This window comes from Frigoribacterium sp. CF331, assembly GCF_057787905.1.
Genome location: NZ_CM173545.1, coordinates 2,465,466 through 2,483,829 on the forward strand (window position 1 = coordinate 2,465,466; position 18,364 = coordinate 2,483,829).

An 18,364-nucleotide genomic window follows, 5' to 3' on the forward strand; every position below is an offset into this window, starting at 1 on the left:
GGCGCCGACGCCACGAGGAGAGCCCCACCGGCACGACCGGTGGGGCTCTCCTCGTCTCGGCGCGAGTCGACGTCGCGGCGGCCGGGGGCTACGACGACGTCGCGAGCCAGACGGTGGCGTTGGGCGGCAGGGCGGGGCCGTCGACGACGACGGTCGCCAGCAGCACGTCCGCGACGGGCAGCTCGACCGCGACGTCACCCATGTTCGCGATGACGGTGACGCCCTGGCTGCGGAACGCCACGACGTCGGGCCCGAAGCCGTCGAGCCAGGTCATCGACCCGGCCCCGAGGTCGTGTTCGGCCCGCAGTCGCAGGGCCCGCGTGTAGAGCTCGAGCGTCGACCCGGCGACGCCGCGCTGTTCGTCGCGGGCGTAGGTCGACCAGTCGGCGGGCTGGGGCAACCAGGAGGCGCCGGTCGCGTTGAACCCGAAGGCCGGCTCGTCGGCCGACCAGGGCAGCGGCACGCGGCAGCCGTCGCGACCGTAGCGCTCGCCGCCGGTGCGGAACCAGGTGGGGTCCTGTCGGGACTCGTCGGGCAGGTCGACGGCCTCGGGCAGGCCGAGTTCCTCGCCCTGGTAGAGGTAGGCGCTGCCGGGCAGCGCCAGCATGAGCGCCGACGCGGCCCGCGCCCGGGCCAGCCCGAGCTCGGGGACGGGCAGCCCCTCGCTCTTCGGCCCGATGCCGTGCCCCTGGGGGTTCTCGGCGGTGAGTGCCAGCCGACTGGCGTGCCGGACGACGTCGTGGTTGCTCAGCACCCACGTGCTGGGTGCGCCGACGCTCGAGAACGTGGCGAGGGACGCGTCGACGACCTCTCGGACCGCGGGGGCCGACCAGCCGGTCTCGAGGTAGGCGAAGTTGAAGGCCTGCTGCATCTCGTCGGGGCGGACCCAGTCCGCGAGGCGTGAGAGGGGTTCCACCCAGGCCTCGGCCACGAGCACCCGGTCGCCCGGGTACTCGGCGAGCACGGTGTTCCACTCGCGGTAGATCTCGTGCACGCCCTCCTGTCCCCAGTAGGGCGGCGGGGCGGTGTCGCCCTGGCCGCCGCCCATGCTGCCCGAGTCCGCGGGCGGGGTGTAGTCGGGCAGGCCCTCGGCCTTGATCATGCCGTGGGCGACGTCGACCCGGAACCCGTCGACGCCGCGGTCGAGCCAGAAGCGGAGGACGTCGACGAACTCGTCGCGGACGACGCGGTTCGTCCAGTCGAGGTCGGGCTGCGACGAGTCGAACAGGTGCAGGTACCACTGGCCCGGCTGCCCGTCGGCCTCGGTCACGCGCGACCAGGCGGGGCCGCCGAAGATCGACTGCCAGTTGTTCGGCGGCAGCTCGCCGTCGGGTCCGCGGCCGTCGCGGAAGAGGTAGCGACCGCGGGCGGGGGAGCCGGGGGCGGCGGCCAGGGCCTCGCGGAACCAGGCGTGGTCGCTCGAGGTGTGGTTCGGCACGACGTCGACGATGACCCGGAGCCCCAGCTCGGTCGCCCGTGCCCGGAGGGCGTCGAAGTCCGCCAGCGTGCCGAAGAGCGGGTCGACGTCGCGGTAGTCGGCCACGTCGTAGCCCGCGTCGCGTTGGGGGGACGTGTAGAAGGGCGAGAGCCAGACGGCGTCGACGCCGAGGTCGGCGAGGGCGTCGAGACGCGAGGTGATGCCGGGCAGGTCGCCGACGCCGTCGCCGTCGTCGTCGGCGAAGGACCGGGGGTAGACCTGGTAGATGACGGCGGTGCGCCACCACTCCGCGCCCGGGCCGGAGGTCGTCGAGGTGCCCTCGAGCGGGGCGGTCGGGGTCAGCGTGTCGGTCTCGGCCGGTTCTCGTGAGGACATGTGGCCACGATACGGCAGGCCCCCGGTGTGCCATCGGCTACGGTTCTGCTCAGAGCCCACGCGCGCGCACCACGCGTGCGAGCACCCGCGAACACGATTGGCACGACCCTGAACCCTGCGACCGACCTCGTGACGGCCGACCTGCCCGCCGGCACCCGGCCGTTCCCGCTCGCGCTCGGGACGAACGTCTTCGGTTGGACGGTCGGGGCCCCCACCGCGCTCGAGGTGCTCGACCTGTTCGCCGACGACGGCGGGCGGGTCGTCGACACGGCCGACGTCTACTCGGCCTGGCTGCCGGGCAACTCGGGGGGCGAGTCCGAGGCGATCATCGGTCGCTGGCTCGCCCGTCCGGGCAACCGCGACCGGGTCGTGCTGAGCACGAAGTGCGGACAGCACCCCGACGCGCCCGGTCTGTCGCGCACCAGCATCCGCGCCGCGGTCGAGGCCTCGCTCCGGCGGCTGCGCACCGACCACGTCGACTTCTACTTCACGCACTTCGACGACGACGAGACCCCGCTCGACGAGACGGTCGGTGCGCTCAGCGAGCTCGTCGACGAGGGCAAGATCCTCTGTGCCGGCGCGTCCAACTACACCGGGGCGCGCCTCCGGCAGGCCCTCGAGATCGCCGCCCGCGACGGCCTGCACCCGTTCCGGGTGGTCCAGGTGGCCTACAACCTCGTGCGCCGCGGAGAGTACGAGGGCGACGTGGCGGCCATCGTCGACCACTACGGCCTCGCCGTGCTGCCGCACTCCTCGCTCGCCAGCGGGTTCCTGACGGGCAAGTACCGTCACGAGGCGGGCCGGGGCGACTCCCCCCGGGGCAGCAGGGCGCTGAGCTACGTGACGCCGCAGAACCAGGGCACCCTCGAGGTCGTCGTCGAGATCGCCGAGCGGCTCGAGGTCGAGCCCGGCGCCGTGGCGGTGGCCTGGTTGGCCTCGCGCGACAACGTCGTCGGGGCGCTGGGCAGCGCCCGCACCCCGCGTCAGCTCGAGGGCCTGCTCGACGCGGCCCGGATCGAGCTGACCGAGGGCGACCTGGCGTCGCTCGAGGCGGCCTCGCGCCCCGTCGCCTGACGCCGGTCCCGACGCCGGCGCGGCCTGGTCCGCCCGACTAGGCGGGCGGGGGGCCGAGCGGCACGACGGTCTTCGTGCCGGGGTCCCACCGACGCAGCGACGACAGGCCCACCGAGCGGGTCGGGGGCACGTCCGCCGCGGCCAGCGCGTCGACGGCCCGCGCCACCTGGTCGGGCGTCAGGCGCGAGGCGAGCGTGACGTGGGGCGTCCACCGGCCGGGGGTGGTGTGCGGGACGTCACCCGCGCCTCCCAGGGTCTCGTGCACGTCGGCGTGCAGCAGGAGCAGTTCGCGCGTCACGACGACCTGGCGCACCAGCACGAGTCCGCGCGGAGGACCGCCGAACAGCAGGAGCCCGCCGAGTTCGGCGGGCAGCGGCAGCGCCGCCGTCAGGGGCAGGAGGCGCGGGTCGGCGGCGGGGTCGAGGCCGGGTCGGGCCACCAGCGTGACGTGCGGCGCGTTCGACGTGCCGGCGTGGTCGCCCTGCGACGGGAGACCCGCCTCGGACAGGATGCGCCACTCGTCGCGGACGGCCGCGTCCGAGGCCCGGTCGAGCAGGAGTTCGATGCTGTGCACCCGTCGATCCTGGCCCGGACGGGGGGCGACGGGCCGGGGCGTCACGTGGCGTCAGCACCCCTTTCGCTCTGCTACCCTTGTCTGGTGCCAATCGGCAGCGACCCCGGTCGCTCGCCCGGTGGTCACGCCCCGATAGCTCAGTGGTAGAGCACTTCCATGGTAAGGAAGGGGTCGTCAGTTCAATCCTGACTCGGGGCTCTGGCTGTCTCGGTCCCGTCCCGGTGTGATGCCGGCAGGGCCCGCAGCTTGCGGCGGGGTAGCTCAGTTGGTTAGAGCACACGGCTCATAATCGTGGTGTCGCGGGTTCAAGTCCCGCCCTCGCTACCGCAGGCCCGGATCTCTCACGAGTTCGGGCCTTCGTCGTCCCCGGCCCCGATCCCGTCTGGCGGCGTCCACGGTCTCGGCGTCCGCCCCGCCGTCGACTCCGCCCGCGGTGCCCGCGGCCGCGCCGCCGGGCCTACGATGAGGCATGGCCGTGAGCATCCGCAGCATCGGCACCGCCGTGCCCCCGACCATCATCCGTCAGGACGACGTCCGCGAGATCTTCGCGACGCAGCCGGGGCTCGGGCGCCTCGGGCAGCGGATCGTGGGGGCGGCGTTCGGGGCCTCGGCCATCGAGACGCGGCACACCGTGGTCGACGAGCTCGACCGGCGACCCCGCGAGGGCGAGGCGACGTTCTACGACGCGGCGACGAACGAGATCCTCCGCCCCGGCACGGGCACGCGCAACCAGGTCTACGTCGACCGGTCGCCCGACCTCTTCCTCGGTGCCGCCCGTGCCGCGCTCGCCGGTGCCCCCGACCTCGGGCCCGACGACGTGACGCACGTCGTCAGCGTCTCGTGCACCGGGTTCTTCGCACCCGGTCCGGACTACCTGCTGGTGCGGGGGTTGGGGCTCTCACCGTCGACGCGTCGCCACCACCTCGGCTTCATGGGCTGCTACGGAGCCTTCCCGGCCCTCGCCGCGGCCCGGGACTTCTGCCTGGCCGACCCGGACGCGGTCGTGCTCGTCGTCTGCGCAGAGCTCTGCACGCTGCACCTGCGCAGCTCGGACGACCCCGACTCGATCGTCGCCTCGTCCGTGTTCGCCGACGGAGCCGCCGCGGCCGTCGTCACGGCGCGCCCCGCACCGGCGGGCAGCGTCGTGCTCGACCTCGACGTGCTCGAGACGGTCCTGACGCCCGTGGGCGAGACCGACATGGCCTGGACCATCGGCGACCTCGGGTTCGACATGGTGCTGAGCAGCTACGTGCCGCAGATCATCGAGCTGCACATCGACTCCGCCCTGGCGCCGCTGTTCACGGCCGGGGGCGTCGGCGTCGGCGACGTCGACCTCTGGGCGGTGCACCCGGGCGGCCGCAGCATCCTCGACCGCGTGCAGCAGCAGCTCGGCCTCAGCGACCGCCAGCTCGCCCCCTCACGCGACGTCCTGCGCGACTACGGCAACATGTCGAGCGCCACCGTGCTGTTCATCCTGCGCGACCTCCTGGCCGGCCCGGGCACCACGGCGACGGACGGCCCGGACCCGGCCCTCATGGGCGTCGACGCGTCGTCCCCCTCGGCGCAGCGGGTCGGCGCCATGGCGTTCGGCCCCGGGCTGACCGTCGAGACCGCGCTGATGACGCGACGCACGGTCTCGTGAGCCCGACCCGCGCCTCCTCGGTCCCGGCACTCGACGACCGGCCTCCCCGGTGGCCCGACCTGTCGCGGCGCGGAGTCGACCTCGTCGAACTGATGGACGACCCGGACTGCGACCCGGCGCTGCTGACCGCGACGTACCGGGCGTTCCCGGTCGTCAACGGGCTCGTCGCCGGGTGGCGGCGGGTCTACCGTCGCCGCCTGCGTCCGATGCTGACGACCGACCGGACCACCCGTCTGCTCGACCTCGGAGCGGGCGGCGGCGACCTCGCGCGCGCCCTGGCCGGGTGGGCACGACGAGACGGCCTCGCCCTCGAGGTCGTCGCCGTCGACCCCGACGCCCGCGCCCACGCGTTCTCGGTGTCGCGCCCCACGCCCCCCGGGGTCGAGTTCCGACGGGCGGCGAGCGGCGAGCTGGTCGCCGACGGCGAGACCTTCGACGTCGTGGTGTCGAACCACGTGCTGCACCACCTCGACGACGAGGCCCGCACCGCCGTGCTGACCGACAGCACGCGCCTGGCGACCCGCCTCGTGGTGCACGCCGACATCGAGCGCGCACGCGGGGCCTACCTCGCGTACCGGGCCGCGACCCGCCCGTGGCGCCGTCGGTCGTTCGTGCACGTCGACGGGTTGCTCTCGATCCGCCGCAGCTTCACCGCACTCGAGCTCGCGGCCGTCGCGCCCGACGGTTGGCGGGTCGTCCGACAGCGGCCCTACCGGCTGATGCTCGTCCACGAGCCGGGTGCGGGCCGCGGCACCCCGACGCCGGCCCGAGGAGGTGGCCGTGCGGACGCATGACGTCCTGATCGTGGGTGGTGGCCCGGTCGGGGTGATGCTCGCCGCGGCCCTGGCGGACCGTGGCCTCGACGCCGTCGTCTGGGAGGCGCGGGTCGAGGACCCTGCCCGGTCGCGCGCCCTCGGGGTGCATCCGCCCTCGATCGACCTCTTCGACCGACTCGGCCTCGCGGACGACCTGCTCGCCCGGGCCGTCCGCATCCGGAGGGGCATCGCGACCAGCGGGCCGCGGACGATCGGTGCCGTGCCCTTCGACCGGGCCTCCGGGCGGTGGCCGTTCGTCGCGGCGGTGCCCCAGGACGCGACCGAGGCCGTGCTGCGTCGGGGGTTGGCCGATCGCCGCGACGACGCCCTCCGCCGTGGCGTCCGGTTCGTCGGGCTCGAGCAGCGGGACGACGACGTGGTGGTCCACGGTGTCGACGACGCGGGCCCCGTGGTCGCCGCCGCCCGGTTCGTCGTCGGTGCCGACGGCACGCGCAGCGCGGTCCGCGCGGCGGTCGGGGTCGACAGCCGGGCGCGCGACCTGCCCGATCGGTACGTCATGGGCGACGTCGCCGACTCGACGGGGCACGGACCCGACGCCGTCGTCCACCTCGAGCGGGCCGGCGTCGTCGAGTCGTTCCCGTTGCCGGGTGGTCGTCGACGGTTCGTCGTCCACGTCGGCACGGTGCCCGAGGCGGTCGGGCGACGGGCGCCGACGCAGGCGGCACCGACCGCGACCGCCCCGAACCCGACCGCCCCGACCGCCGAGCACCTCGCCGCCCTGGTCTCGCACCGCACGGGGGCCGACGTCGATCCGGCGACCACGACGATGACCAGCGCGTTCGGCGTGCGGAGGCGCCTGGCGACGCGCACCGTCGTCGGCCGCGTGGTGCTGATCGGCGACGCCGCCCACGAGATCAGCCCGATCGGCGGGCAGGGGATGAACCTCGGCTGGCTCGACGGCGCGGCCCTCGAGACCGTGCTCGCGGCGGCGCTGCGTCGACGGGGCGGTCGGGTGCTCGACCCGGCGGCGTTCGGTCGGTTCGAGGCCGGGCGGGCGAGGGCCGCCCTCCGCGCCGCCCGTCAGGCCGAGTGGAACACCGCGCTCGGTCGTCCGGTCGGTGCGGGAGCCGCCCGGGCCCGCGACCTGGCGCTCGGAGCGGTCCTCCGCGCCCCCACGCGGCACGTTCTCGCCTCGGTCTACGCGATGCGCTGGGCCTGACGCCCGTCGCCCCGCGTCCCGGCCGATCGGGCCTCAGGTGACGATCGTCCCGCCGCTCAGCGCGAGCTGCACGACGAGCAGGACCGCCGCCGCCATGATCAGGCGGAACAGGGTGCGGTCGACGCGCCCCGCCCGCACGAGGCGCACCCCGGCGACCGCGATCGCCAGGGTCACGCCGGTGCCGACGACCGCGGCCACGAGCCCGGGCGTCGAGGAGTCGCCCGCGAGCTGGCCGCCTAGCAGCAGGACGGCGGCGACGGCGAGGGCGACGAAGGCGACGACGCCCGAGACGGTGCGCCCCAGTCGGTGGGGCAGGCCCGAGATGCCGGTGCGGGCGTCGTCGTCGAGATCGGGCAGCACGTTCGTGAAGTGGATGGCGACGCCGAACACGGCGCCGACCGCCACGGCCCACGCGGCGGGTGCGGCCGGCGGGGCGGCGGCGAGGGTCGCGACGGCGGGCAACAGGCCGAAGCTGACGACGAACGGCGCCACCGAGAGCGCCGTGCGCTTGAGGCCGAGGTCGTACGCCCAACCCGAGGCCACGAGCACGAGGTGTGCCGTGCCCGCCGCGGAGCCCAGGGCGTACGAGGGCACGAGCATCGACAGCCCGCAGACGACGGCGGCGGCCCGCACGGCCGACACGCTCACGCGTCCCTGGGCGACCGGCTTGTCGGTGCGGCCGACGGCCCGGTCGCGTCCGGCGTCGAGCCAGTCGTTCGCGAAGCCGATCGACGCCTGCCCGAGCAGCACGGCCAGGGCGAGCAGCACGAGCCGTCCGAGCGGCAACCCCGAGGAGGCGCCCAGCACGACGGCGAGGAGGGTCACCACGATCGTCGGCCCGGGGTGGGTCGACCCGAGCAGGGCGAGTGCCGTCGAGACGGCCCCGCCGCGCCGGCCCGCGGCGGGAGGGTGGCCGCGGTGCCCGGCAGAGGTCATCCGCTCACCCTAGACGGGCGTCGCCCGGCGGAGGGCGCGAGGGGGGCGGACCTGGACGGAGCGTGCGGTGCGTGGCACGTCGCCCGACGTGAAGAGGTGCACCCGAGTCGGGGGAGGACTCGGATGCACCCCGTCGCACCCTCGGCGCTCGAGGTGCAGGTGGATCAGTACCGGCACGCGCCGGAGGAGGGTGCCCACGTCGAGTTACCATCCCAGACGTGCCTGGAGTGTACGTCCGACGGCGGGGCAGGGGAAGGGCGCCCGGCCCGTTCTTCGCAGATCGGCCCGGGCGCCCTCGGGGCGGGCGGGGTCAGGCCCCGCGGCCCGTCTTCTGCTGCAGGCGGTCGATGTGCTCGCTGGCCTCGGCCTTGGTCATGTCGGCGGGCAGCTCTTCGCCGGCCTCGCGGGCCAGCGTGTCGAGGTAGCTCTTCTGCGGGCCGGTGATCGGCTCGTCGCCGGTCACCCAGTCGTCGGGGTCTTTCGAGGCCGTGCTGCCGGCGTCGGGGCGGGCGCCGCCGAGGGTCTCGCCGTGTGCCGGGTGCGCGTTCTCGTCGCGCGCCGTGGCGGCCTGGTCGGTCTCGGTCTCGGTCTGCTCGGTGGTGGTCGTCTGGTGGGACTCGGCCGCTGCCGGGTCGACGGGCGTGATGTCGGGGTCGATGTTCGCGTCGCTCATGCCGTGACCGTACGCCGTGCCCCCGACACCGGGCCGGGGGGCGTACCCCGCTGGTTAGACTCGACGGCGTGTCCGTGAACCCAGAGCTGCAAGGGCGGGTCTTCCCGCCGGTCCCGCCCTACCTGGTGGGTCGAGAGAAGGTGCGCGAATTCGCGCGCGCGACCGGCTCGACGAGCCCGCTGTCGTTCGACGTCGATGCCGCCCGCGCGGCAGGCCACGCCGACGTCGTGGCGCCGCCGACCTTCGCCGTCGTGGTGCAGGAGGCGACGCTCGCGCAGCTGCTCGCCGAGCCCGACGCGGGCATCGACTTCTCCCGTGTCGTGCACGGCGAACAGCGCTTCTCGCTGAGCCGTCCGATCGTGGCGGGCGACGAGCTCACCGCGACCCTGACGGTCACCGGCGTCAAGACGCTCGGCGGCAACGCGATGGTGACCGCGTCGTCCGAGATGCGCGACGCCGACGGGCGGCACGTCGTCACGGCCGTCTCGACGCTCGTCGTCCGTGGCGACGAGGGGGCCGCCGCGTGAGCGCGCTCGAGGTCGGCCAGGTCGTCGCCGAGAAGACCTACCCCCTGACGCGCGACTCGCTCGTGCGGTACGCGGGTGCGTCGGGCGACTTCAACCCCATCCACTACCGCGACGACGTCGCGGCCGACGTCGGCCTGCCGGGCGTGCTCGCCCACGGCATGCTGACGATGGGCACGGCCGTGCAACCGGTCGTCGAGTGGCTCGAGGGCGCCGGGGACGACGCCGGCGTGCTCGGCTGGGTGTCCGACTACCAGGTGCGCTTCACGCGGCCCGTGGTGGTCGACCCGGCCGCCGGTGCCGAGATCGTCGTCACCGCGAAGGTCGGCGTGGTCGACGACGAGGCCGGCACGGCCCGCGTCGACCTGACCGTCACATCCGCCGGCCGGGCGGTGCTCGGCAAGGCGCAGGTCGTGGTGACCCTGGCGTGACGACCTTCGCCGAGCTCACGACGATGCAGGTGGGTGGTGAACCCGCCCGCCTGGTCGAGGCGACGACGACCGACGACCTGCTGGCCGCCTTCCGCGAGGCGTCACTGGGCGACGACCCCTGGTTCGTGCTGGGCGGCGGGTCGAACACCGTCGCCTCCGACGAGCCCTTCGAGGGCACGGTCGTGCGCGTCGCCACGCGCGGCGTCGAGCGCGTCGACTCGGATGACGACCGCGTGCACCTCCGGGTCGCCGCCGGCGAACCGTGGGACGACCTCGTGGCCCACACGGTCGACCAGGGCTGGTCGGGGCTCGAGGCCCTCAGCGGCATCCCGGGCTCGACCGGGGCCTCGCCGATCCAGAACATCGGCGCCTACGGGCAAGAGGTGGCGTCGACCCTCGTCGCGGTGGACTTCCTCGACGACGACTCGGGCGACTTCGTCCGCATCCCCGCCGCGAACCTCGACCTCGGCTACCGGACGAGCGTGTTCAAGAAGGGTCGCCGCGGCGTCGTGACCGCGGTCGAGTTCGCGCTGGTCGACGACGGAGGCGCGAGCGAGCAGGTCGCGTACCCGCAGCTCGCGAAGGCCCTCGGCGTCGAGCTCGGGGCTCGGGTCTCGGTCGGCGACGTGCGCTCGAGCGTCCTCGCCCTGCGCGCCGCCAAGGGCATGGTCCTCGACCCCGACGACCGCGACACCGCGTCCAGCGGTTCGTTCTTCACCAACCCGGTCGTCTCGCGCGCCGACGCGTCGAGCCTGCCGCCGGACGCCCCGCGGTGGCCGACCGGCCCCGAGCCCGAGCGACGCGTCGTGCCCCTCGGCGAAGAACCGGCCGCCCCCGCCCCGCGGGCCCCGGCCGAGGTCAAGCTCAGCGCCGCCTGGCTGATCGAGCACGCGGGCGTCGCGAAGGGCTTCCGCCTGCCCGGCTCGCGGGCCGCGATCTCGAGCAAGCACACGCTGGCGCTGACCAACCGGGGCGGTGCGACGGGTGACGAGGTCGCCGAGCTCGCGCGCTACGTGCAGCAACGGGTGCAGTCCGAGTTCGGCGTGCTGTTGCACCCCGAGCCCGTCCTGCTCGGGCTCTCCCTCTAGGTCGGCCGAGCCGGTCCGTCGGGCTCGGCGCGGTCAGCCCCGCGGCAGGAGGCCGCGCTCGAGCGCCAGCGTGACCGCGCGCGTCCGGTCGCGCACGCCGAGCTTCTCGAAGACGTGCAGCAGGTGCGTCTTGACGGTCGCCTCGCCCACGAACAGTCGTCGCCCGATCTCGCGGTTCGAGCACCCCTCGGCCACGAGGGCGAGCACCTCGGTCTCGCGCGGGCTCAGCGGGCTGGTGCGAGGCAGGGCGTCGACGCCGGCCCGTGCCCGGCCCACGAGTCGGGTCGCCATCGCGGGAGCCAGGGCGACCTGCCCGGCGGCGACGGCCCGGAGGCCGGCCAGCAGCTCGTCCTCCGGTGAGGCCTTGAGCAGGTAGCCGCTGGCCCCGACCTCGATCGCCCGGAGGATGCCGTCGTCCGACTCGTAGGTGGTGAGCACCACGACGCGGGTCGACGGGTGTCGTGCCAGGACGGCCTCGGTCGCACCCACCCCGTCGAGCCCGGGCATGCGGAGGTCCATCACGATCAGGTCGGGTCCGAGGGAGTCCGCCAGGGCGACGGCCTCGTGTCCGTCGCTCGCCTGGCCGACGACGACGAAGTCGTCGGTCGACGCGAGCAGGGCGGCGATGCCCTGCCGCACGATCGGGTGGTCGTCGGCGACCAGGGTGCGGTGGACGGTCGCCCCGTCCCGTGACGGCCCGGCAACGGCCGCCCGCGTGCCCTCGGCGGCGGTCCCGGCGGTCCCTGCGGTCGCGGCGGTCCCGCCGGTTCCGTCGTCCGGGGTCGGCCCGCTCACGCGGCCGCCGCCCCGGCCAGGGGGACGCGGGCGGTGACGACCGTGCCGTCGTCGCCCGATGCGATCTCGAGCCGACCTCCCGACAGGCCCAGTCGCTCGCGCAGCCCGTCGAGGCCGAAGCCGGTCGACGGTGTCGCGGGGTCGAACCCGGCGCCGTCGTCGGCCACGACCAGCACGGCCGTCCGGCCCGCGGCCGTGAGGGTCACCCGCGCCGTCGGGGACGCACTGTGCTTGCGCACGTTGGCCAGCGCCTCCTGGGCGCAGCGGACGACGACGACCTGCAGGTCGCGCGGCAGCTCGACCTCGTCGGCGTCGACCGTCACGACGATGCCGCTCTCGCGTCCGAACCGCTCGCCGAGGCGCTGCAGGGCCGCCGAGACGTCCGTGGCGGCCGGGCCCGACGACGCGGTCGCGGCGACGAGGGTCCGGGCCTCGGTGAGCGCCTCGCGCGCGGCCGTCTCGATGACGTCGAGCCGGTCGAGGGTCGTCGCGACGTCGCCGGCGGCCAGCGTGCCCCGGGTCTGCTGGGCGAGCATCACGACCCCGGTCAGGCTCTGGGCGATCGTGTCGTGGATCTCGCGGGCCAGGCGCTCGCGCTCCGCGCTCGTGCCGGCGTCGCGGTGCCGGACCGCGAGCTCGGCCTGGGCCTCGCGCAGCTCGTCGAGCAGACGACCGCGCACGGCGCCGACGCGGGCGATCGTCGTGATCCAGAGCCCGAGCGCGATGCTGAAGACGAGCGAGAGGCCCTCGCTGGTGGCGGCCGTCGAGACGGCCTCGGTCGACCACCCGATGCTCACGACGAAGCCGACCGAGATCGCGAGGCAGAGGGCCACGTTGGCCACGATCGCCGACCGTGGAGCGGGCAACAGGGTCCAGAGCAGCGGCATGAGGAAGGCCTGGACGACCGCGAGCTCCGGCGTGGCCGCGACGGCGACGCCGCCGACCACGACGAGGGCCGCCGCGGCGGACACGGCCGGCACCGAGAGCAGGCCGTCGTTGCGACGCACCACCGGTCGGGCGAGCCCGAACCAGGCGAGCAGCAGCAACCCGATGCCGACGAACGACGCCGTGGTCCGGCCGGTCGACGACGTCGTGGCCAGGACCGCCGACACGACGACCGTGGCCGTCAGTCCGGCGTCCCACCAGCGCATCGAGATCGCGGTGCCCGACGAGGCCGACCACTCCGCCTCGGCCCGGTCGCGGGACGCGCCGACACCGCTCATGCCGCTCATGTCGCCCACGTTAGCGGCCGGCACCGGTCGTGCCGGACGGCTCACGAGTCCTTCCTGATCCAGCGGAAGGTCAGCAGCGACGCGACGGCCCCGGCGACGAGCCAGACCGCCAGCCACAGGGCCACGCCCGGCAGGTCCCACGAGCCGCCGGCCTCGGCGGCCGAGAAGGTGTCGGGCAGGAAGACGCTGCGCATGCCCTGGGCGAGCCACTTGAGCGGGAAGACCGAGGCCACGGCCTGCAGCCAGTCCGGCAGCTGGGTGAAGGGCAGGTACACCCCCGAGACGAACTGCAGCACCAGGGTGATCGGCACGATGACGGCCGTGGCGCTCTTGCCGCTGCGGGGGAGGCGGGACAGGGCGATGCCGACCAGGGCCGACGTCGCGATGCCGAGCAGGTACACCCAGGCGAGCGTCAGCCACGAGCCCGCCTGGGTCGGCAGCGGCACCCCGAACAGGACGCGGGCCACCAGCACGAGCAGGCCCACCTGCAGCAGGCTCGTCACGAGCACCTGCCCGAACTTGCCGACGAAGTACGACCCGACCGGCAGCGGGGTGCCCGCGAGCCGCTTCAGGGTGCCGTCACCCCGCTCGAGGGCGATGTCGACGGCCAGGTTCTGCACGCCCGACAAGAGGATGCCCGCGGCGATCATGCCCGGCAGGTAGAACGCGGCGGCCCCCACCTCGGTGCCGTCCGGCCGCGTGCCGAACGAGCCCGACGCGCTGAACGCCGTCGAGAAGATCGCCAGCATGACCACGGGGAACAAGAACGTGAAGAAGACCGTGTCTCCGGCGCGGAAGTACCCCCGCACCTCGTAGCGGGTCCGGCTCAACCCGAGCGCCAGCGTCCTCACGAGGTCACCTCGGACGAGGAGGCGCGGTGCCCGTCATCGGCGGCGGTCGCGCCCGGCGCCCCGTCCGCCTCCCGCTCGGCGGCGGCGACGAGCCCCAGGTACACGTCCTCGAGCGACGGCCTGATCACCTCGAGCGAGCGGGGCTCGCCGAGCTCGGCGTGCAGGCGGGCGACGACGGCGCCCGGTTCGGAGGTGCGGACGTCGTGTCGTCCGTGCTCGTCGACCCAGGTGACGCGGGGCGTGCGCGCCTCCTCGTCCCCGAGCTCGTCGGGTCGCCCCTCGGCGACGAGCCGGCCCCGGGCGACGACGGCGACGCGGTCGCTCAGCTGGGCGGCCTCGTCGAGGTAGTGCGTGGTGAGGACGATGCTCGTGCCGTCGGCCGAGAGCGACCGGATCAGCTGCCAGAACCGACGCCTCGCCTCGGGGTCGAAGCCCGTGGTCGGCTCGTCGAGGAAGAGCAGCTCGGGGCCGCCGACGACGCCCAGCGCGACGTCGACGCGACGCCGCTGCCCGCCGGACAACGAGCGGATGCGCGCACCCGCCTGCGCCTCGAGGCCGACGGCCGCGATCACCTCGTCGACGTCGCGCGGGGCCGGGTAGAAGCCGGCGAAGTGGGCGACCTGCTCGCGCACCGTGGCCGTGCCCTGCTCGCCGGAGGTCTGCAGCACGATGCCGAGCCGTGCCTTCCAGTCGAGGCCGCCGTGCCGCGGGTCGACGCCCAGCACCGACACCTCGCCGCCGGACCGGTCGCGGTAGCCCTCGAGGATCTCGATCGTGGTCGACTTGCCGGCGCCGTTCGGCCCGAGCAACCCGAGCGTCTCGCCCGGGGCGACGTCGAACGAGAGGCCGTGCAGGGCCCTGGCGGTGCCGTAGGACTTGGTGAGGTCGCGCACTCGCACGACGGGCTCCGGTGTCATGGGACCAGCGTGCGCCGCGGGGGCGCCGCGCACCAGGCCCGACCGGTCGACGCGGGGTCCACCGATCGGTGGACCCGGCCCTCAGGAGGCGCGGGAGCGGACGAGCGGGCGGCTCGCGGTCACGAGAACAGGCGCTGGAGGCGCTGCACGCCCTCGAGGAGTTCGTCGTCACCCAGCGCGTACGACAGGCGGAGGTAACCGCTCGGGCCGAAGGCCTCGCCCGGCACGGTCGCGACGTCGGCCTGCTCGAGGATGAGGTCGGCGAGCTCGAGGGACGTGGTCGGCGTGACGCCGCCCCACTCGCGGCCGAGCAGCCCCTGCACGTCGGGGTAGACGTAGAACGCTCCTTCGGGGGTCGGCGTGACGACGCCCTCGATGCGGTTGAGCTCGCGCACGATCGTGCCGCGGCGGGCGTCGAAGGCGACGCGCATCGCCTCGACGTCGTCCTGCGGGCCCGTGAGGGCGGCCAGGGCGGCGCGCTGCGACACGTTCGAGACGTTCGAGGTGAGGTGCGACTGCAGGTTCGCGGCACCCTTGATCACGTCGGCGGGGCCGACCATCCACCCGACGCGCCAGCCGGTCATGGCGTAGGTCTTCGCGACGCCGTTCACGAGGATCGCCTGGTCGGCCAGCTCGGGCACGGCCGCGGTGATCGACGTCGCCGTGACTCCGTCGTAGGTGAGGTCCTGGTAGATCTCGTCGGTGATCACCCAGACGCCGGCCTCGAGGGCCCACCGGCCGATCGCCTCGACCTCGTCGGGGGAGTAGACGGCACCGGTCGGGTTCGACGGCGAGCAGAAGAGCAACACCTTGGTGCGTTCGGTGCGCGCGGACTCGAGCTGCTCGACCGTGACCTTGTAGCCCTGGTCGGCACCGGCGAAGACCTCGACCGTCACGCCGCCGGCGAGGGCGACGGCCTCGGGGTAGGTCGTCCAGTACGGCGCGGGCAGCAGCACCTCGTCGCCGTCGTCGAGCAGGGCCTGGAAGGCCTGGTAGACGGCCTGCTTGCCGCCGTTGGTGACGACGACCTGCGAGGTCGTGACCGTCGTGCCGCTGTCGCGCAGGGTCTTCTCGACGATCGCCTCGCGCAGCTCGAGCAGACCGGCCGCGGCCGAGTACCGGTGGTTGCGCGGGTCGCGGGCGGCGACGACGGCCGCCTCGACGATGTGGTCGGGGGTGGGGAAGTTCGGTTCGCCGGGGCCGTAGCTGATGATCGGGCGGCCCTCGGCCAACAGCGACTTGGCCTTCGCGTCGACGGCCAGCGTGGCCGATTCGGCGATCGACGAGATACGGGACGAGAGGCGGCGCACGGTCGGGGTCACGCGGGCAAGCCTAGCGGGGGAGGGTCCGCGCGGGACAGGTCGCGAGGGGCCGTGACCGACCGGGTCGGACCGTCGTGGGCCGGACCGGCTTTGCACCCGCCCGTCGCTTCGCCTACACTTGACGAGGCGATCGAATGCGCCAAGCTTCAGCGCGCCTCTGCAATCCGGTTCACCAACGACCGGGCGGTGAGGGGCAGGCTCCCCGGGGGGCCGACCGAGAGGTCATCTGGAGGGCGTCGATCCCATAGGGCGGTGGCTCAATTGGTAGAGCAGCGGTCTCCAAAACCGCAGGTTGCAGGTTCGAGTCCTGTCCGCCCTGCAGCCCGGCTGTGTTCCTCATGACACGGTGATCACACGCAGATACGGACACAGGCCCACGGGTCGAGCTCGGAAGGTCGGAACAGTGGCGAGAAAAGACGTTGACGTCCCCAGTGAGGACGTCGTCGACAAGGCGAAGAGCGACAGCGCGACGCGTCGCAGCCCGTTCGCCCGCATCGCGCTGTTCATCCGCCAGGTGATCGCCGAGCTCAAGAAGGTCGTCACCCCGACCCGCAAAGAGCTGTTCAGCTACACGGGCGTCGTGCTGGTCTTCGTGGTCATCATGATGGCCCTCGTCTCGCTGCTCGACCTGGTGTTCGGCACCGGCGTCGGGTACGTCTTCGGCAACGGTCCGACCGGCAGCTGACGTCGAGCCGCCGTCGCGACATCCCGAGCACCACGTGCGACCCGGGGCCCGTGCCACCGGGCACGAGCACCCGACAACCCCGATCGAAAGAAGAACCATTGCCTGACAACGAGCGCGACGACATCGACCTCGCCACCGCTGCCGAGCAGTCCTCCGAGGTCGAAGAGGCCCAAGAGGGCGGCACGCTGGCCGCCGACGAGGACGCCGTCGAGCCCGCCGAGACCGAGGCCCTGTCGATCGTCGACGAGGGCGACGCCGGCTCGACCGACACGAGCGACCTCGACGGCCTGCTCGACACGCTCGCCGAGGCGCGCGACCCCGAGGCCGACGCGATCGTCGACGACGCGCTCGACATCGACGACGCGGCCGAGGCCGAGGCCGCCGTCGAGGCGACCGACGACGAGGCCGACTCCGAGGCCGAGCAGGCCGCCGACGAGGGCGACGCCACCGCGGCGAACGCCGTCGTCGCCGAGGCCGAGCAGTCCGTCCAGGACGCCGACGCCGAGATCGCGCACGACGACGTCGACGTCGACGTGTCGGCCACCGAGGTCGAGGACGACGAGCCGGCCGAGGTCGACCCGTACGAGGCCTTCCGCTACGAACTGCGCGGCAAGCCCGGCAAGTGGTACGTCATCCACTCGTACGCCGGCTTCGAGCGACGCGTGAAGCAGAACATCGAGAACCGCATGGTCTCCATGACCATGGAGGACTACATCTACCAGGTCGAGGTCCCGATGGAGGACGTCGTCGAGATCAAGAACGGTCAGCGCAAGCTCGTCACCCGCGTGCGCATCCCGGGCTACGTGCTCGTCCGCCTCGACCTCAACGAGGACAGCTGGTCGGTCGTCCGTCACACCCCCGGCGTCACGGGCTTCGTGGGCAACGCCCACAACCCCACGCCGTTGCGCTTCGAAGAGGCCTTCAACATGCTTAAGAGCCTCGTCCAGGTCGACACCACCCCGGCCCCGGCCAAGGGTGGCGCCAAGGGCGGCAAGCAGGCCCAGCGCGTCATCCCCGCCGAGGTCGACTTCGAGATCGGCGAGACGATCACGATCAAAGAGGGGTCGTTCGCCGGACTTCCCGGTACGATCAACGAGATCAAGCCCGAGAGCGGCAAGCTCACCGTGCTGGTCTCGCTGTTCGAGCGCGAGACGCCGGTCGAACTCAGCTTCGACCAGGTCACGAAGCTCTAGCAGGCAGACGCCAGCACCCCCAGGTCATCAGATCACCGGAGTCCGCGCCGCGGGCCACCGGGAGAGCAGGTCGCGACCGCGACCGGCTCGAACCCCAGAAGAAGGAAAAGAACAATGGCACCGAAAAAGAAGGTCACGGGTCTGATCAAGCTTCAGATCAACGCCGGCGCCGCGAACCCCGCCCCGCCCATCGGCCCGGCCCTGGGTCAGCACGGCGTGAACATCATGGAGTTCTGCAAGGCGTACAACGCGGCCACCGAGTCGCAGCGCGGCAACGTCGTGCCCGTCGAGATCACCGTGTACGAAGACCGTTCGTTCACGTTCGTCCTCAAGACCCCGCCCGCCGCCGAGCTCATCAAGAAGGCAGCCGGCGTCGCCAAGGGCTCGTCGACCCCGCACACCGCCAAGGTCGGCAAGCTGACCATGGACCAGGTCCGCGAGATCGCCACGACCAAGCAGGCCGACCTGAACGCCAACGACATCGACGCCGCGGCGAAGATCATCGCCGGGACCGCCCGCTCCATGGGCATCACGGTCGACGCCTAAGCAGCACCCCTCCGTGCAGGCGACCCGCCTGCACGCCCCTGACACCAGTGGGAGAGCCGGCCAGGCTCGCTAC

18 protein-coding genes, 3 tRNA genes and 1 pseudogene are annotated in these 18,364 nt (G+C 73.6%); 13 read left to right on the plus strand and 9 right to left on the minus strand.

Annotated features, from left to right (window positions below; genetic code table 11):
* Positions 1-88 precede the first annotated feature (88 nt).
* Positions 89-1,813, minus strand: coding sequence for a glycoside hydrolase family 13 protein (locus tag AC3CCI_RS11515; protein WP_488627282.1), 1,725 nt, complete (start codon positions 1,811-1,813; stop codon positions 89-91).
* Between the two features lie 75 nt (positions 1,814-1,888).
* On the opposite strand from AC3CCI_RS11515, the gene AC3CCI_RS11520 reads away from it, so the two are divergent.
* Entirely contained in the window at positions 1,889-2,887 is a 999-nt protein-coding gene (locus tag AC3CCI_RS11520) for an aldo/keto reductase (RefSeq protein ID WP_354593231.1), read from the plus strand.
* A gap of 37 nt (positions 2,888-2,924) precedes the next feature.
* Here AC3CCI_RS11520 and AC3CCI_RS11525 read toward each other — a convergent pair whose 3' ends face one another.
* On the minus strand, positions 2,925-3,461 hold the full coding sequence (locus AC3CCI_RS11525) for a 2'-5' RNA ligase family protein (RefSeq protein WP_488627283.1): 537 nt from the start codon (positions 3,459-3,461) through the stop codon (positions 2,925-2,927).
* A gap of 126 nt (positions 3,462-3,587) precedes the next feature.
* Between AC3CCI_RS11525 and AC3CCI_RS11530 the strand changes: the two genes are divergently transcribed.
* From AC3CCI_RS11530 to AC3CCI_RS11550, 5 genes are all read left to right on the plus strand, one after another.
* Positions 3,588-3,659, plus strand: a tRNA-Thr gene (locus AC3CCI_RS11530).
* A gap of 52 nt (positions 3,660-3,711) precedes the next feature.
* Positions 3,712-3,785: transfer RNA gene (locus AC3CCI_RS11535), tRNA-Met, on the plus strand.
* Positions 3,786-3,930: 145 nt separating this feature from the next.
* Positions 3,931-5,103: a type III polyketide synthase gene (locus tag AC3CCI_RS11540; protein WP_488627284.1), complete on the plus strand. Its 1,173-nt coding sequence runs from the start codon at positions 3,931-3,933 to the stop codon at positions 5,101-5,103.
* Positions 5,100-5,897 carry a methyltransferase domain-containing protein gene (locus AC3CCI_RS11545; RefSeq protein ID WP_488627285.1) on the plus strand — a complete coding sequence of 266 codons (798 nt, stop codon included), beginning with the start codon at positions 5,100-5,102 and terminating at the stop codon, positions 5,895-5,897. The genes AC3CCI_RS11540 and AC3CCI_RS11545 overlap by 4 nt, the downstream gene beginning before the upstream one ends.
* Complete coding sequence (locus tag AC3CCI_RS11550) at positions 5,884-7,098, plus strand: FAD-dependent oxidoreductase (RefSeq protein ID WP_488627286.1); 1,215 nt, start codon at positions 5,884-5,886, stop codon at positions 7,096-7,098. The genes AC3CCI_RS11545 and AC3CCI_RS11550 overlap by 14 nt, the downstream gene beginning before the upstream one ends.
* 33 nt (positions 7,099-7,131) lie before the next feature.
* Here AC3CCI_RS11550 and AC3CCI_RS11555 read toward each other — a convergent pair whose 3' ends face one another.
* On the minus strand, positions 7,132-8,034 hold the full coding sequence (locus AC3CCI_RS11555; RefSeq protein ID WP_488627287.1) for a UbiA family prenyltransferase: 903 nt from the start codon (positions 8,032-8,034) through the stop codon (positions 7,132-7,134).
* Between the two features lie 310 nt (positions 8,035-8,344).
* Positions 8,345-8,560 (minus strand): annotated as a pseudogene (locus AC3CCI_RS11560) (DUF3072 domain-containing protein); the annotation flags it as partial.
* Between the two features lie 215 nt (positions 8,561-8,775).
* Between AC3CCI_RS11560 and AC3CCI_RS11565 the strand changes: the two are divergent.
* Genes AC3CCI_RS11565 through AC3CCI_RS11575 form a run of 3 tightly spaced genes read left to right on the plus strand, consistent with a single transcriptional unit; the run spans position 8,776 to position 10,750 of the window.
* Positions 8,776-9,234 (plus strand): FAS1-like dehydratase domain-containing protein, encoded by a 459-nt coding sequence (locus tag AC3CCI_RS11565; protein WP_488627288.1) that lies wholly within the window; start codon positions 8,776-8,778, stop codon positions 9,232-9,234.
* Complete coding sequence (locus AC3CCI_RS11570; protein ID WP_354593224.1) at positions 9,231-9,662, plus strand: MaoC/PaaZ C-terminal domain-containing protein; 432 nt, start codon at positions 9,231-9,233, stop codon at positions 9,660-9,662. The genes AC3CCI_RS11565 and AC3CCI_RS11570 overlap by 4 nt, the downstream gene beginning before the upstream one ends.
* Complete coding sequence (locus tag AC3CCI_RS11575; RefSeq protein ID WP_488627289.1) at positions 9,659-10,750, plus strand: UDP-N-acetylmuramate dehydrogenase; 1,092 nt, start codon at positions 9,659-9,661, stop codon at positions 10,748-10,750. The genes AC3CCI_RS11570 and AC3CCI_RS11575 overlap by 4 nt, the downstream gene beginning before the upstream one ends.
* A 33-nt stretch (positions 10,751-10,783) precedes the next feature.
* Here AC3CCI_RS11575 and AC3CCI_RS11580 read toward each other — a convergent pair whose 3' ends face one another.
* From AC3CCI_RS11580 to AC3CCI_RS11600, 5 genes are all read right to left on the minus strand, one after another.
* Positions 10,784-11,413: a response regulator gene (locus tag AC3CCI_RS11580; RefSeq protein WP_488628685.1), complete on the minus strand. Its 630-nt coding sequence runs from the start codon at positions 11,411-11,413 to the stop codon at positions 10,784-10,786.
* 128 nt (positions 11,414-11,541) lie between these two features.
* Positions 11,542-12,777 carry a sensor histidine kinase gene (locus tag AC3CCI_RS11585; RefSeq protein WP_488627290.1) on the minus strand — a complete coding sequence of 412 codons (1,236 nt, stop codon included), beginning with the start codon at positions 12,775-12,777 and terminating at the stop codon, positions 11,542-11,544.
* 41 nt (positions 12,778-12,818) lie between these two features.
* Positions 12,819-13,628, minus strand: a complete 810-nt coding sequence (locus AC3CCI_RS11590; RefSeq protein ID WP_354593220.1) for an ABC transporter permease — start codon at positions 13,626-13,628, stop codon at positions 12,819-12,821.
* Entirely contained in the window at positions 13,625-14,545 is a 921-nt protein-coding gene (locus tag AC3CCI_RS11595) for an ABC transporter ATP-binding protein (RefSeq protein ID WP_354593219.1), read from the minus strand. The genes AC3CCI_RS11590 and AC3CCI_RS11595 overlap by 4 nt, the downstream gene beginning before the upstream one ends.
* Positions 14,546-14,664: 119 nt before the next feature.
* Entirely contained in the window at positions 14,665-15,867 is a 1,203-nt protein-coding gene (locus AC3CCI_RS11600) for a pyridoxal phosphate-dependent aminotransferase (protein WP_488627291.1), read from the minus strand.
* A gap of 246 nt (positions 15,868-16,113) precedes the next feature.
* Between AC3CCI_RS11600 and AC3CCI_RS11605 the strand changes: the two genes are divergently transcribed.
* From AC3CCI_RS11605 to rplK, 4 genes are all read left to right on the plus strand, one after another.
* A tRNA-Trp gene (locus tag AC3CCI_RS11605) sits at positions 16,114-16,186 on the plus strand.
* Between the two features lie 84 nt (positions 16,187-16,270).
* Positions 16,271-16,552, plus strand: coding sequence for a preprotein translocase subunit SecE (gene secE, locus AC3CCI_RS11610; protein ID WP_194594379.1), 282 nt, complete (start codon positions 16,271-16,273; stop codon positions 16,550-16,552).
* A 98-nt stretch (positions 16,553-16,650) separates the two neighbouring features.
* Positions 16,651-17,745 carry a transcription termination/antitermination protein NusG gene (nusG, locus tag AC3CCI_RS11615; RefSeq protein ID WP_354593217.1) on the plus strand — a complete coding sequence of 365 codons (1,095 nt, stop codon included), beginning with the start codon at positions 16,651-16,653 and terminating at the stop codon, positions 17,743-17,745.
* Between the two features lie 114 nt (positions 17,746-17,859).
* Positions 17,860-18,291: a 50S ribosomal protein L11 gene (gene rplK, locus AC3CCI_RS11620; RefSeq protein ID WP_354593216.1), complete on the plus strand. Its 432-nt coding sequence runs from the start codon at positions 17,860-17,862 to the stop codon at positions 18,289-18,291.
* The last annotated feature ends 73 nt before the right edge of the window (positions 18,292-18,364 follow it).

What these genes read in the sequence shown, in the direction of transcription:
- AC3CCI_RS11515 (WP_488627282.1), bottom strand. Translation starts at nt 1,813, where the DNA reads ATGTCCTCACGAGAACCGGCCGAGACCGACACGCTGACCCCGACCGCC.
- AC3CCI_RS11540 (WP_488627284.1), top strand. Translation starts at nt 3,931, where the DNA reads ATGGCCGTGAGCATCCGCAGCATCGGCACCGCCGTGCCCCCGACCATC.
- AC3CCI_RS11555 (WP_488627287.1), bottom strand. Translation starts at nt 8,034, where the DNA reads ATGACCTCTGCCGGGCACCGCGGCCACCCTCCCGCCGCGGGCCGGCGC.
- AC3CCI_RS11585 (WP_488627290.1), bottom strand. Translation starts at nt 12,777, where the DNA reads ATGAGCGGCATGAGCGGTGTCGGCGCGTCCCGCGACCGGGCCGAGGCG.
- AC3CCI_RS11595 (WP_354593219.1), bottom strand. Translation starts at nt 14,545, where the DNA reads ATGACACCGGAGCCCGTCGTGCGAGTGCGCGACCTCACCAAGTCCTAC.
- rplK (WP_354593216.1), top strand. Translation starts at nt 17,860, where the DNA reads ATGGCACCGAAAAAGAAGGTCACGGGTCTGATCAAGCTTCAGATCAAC.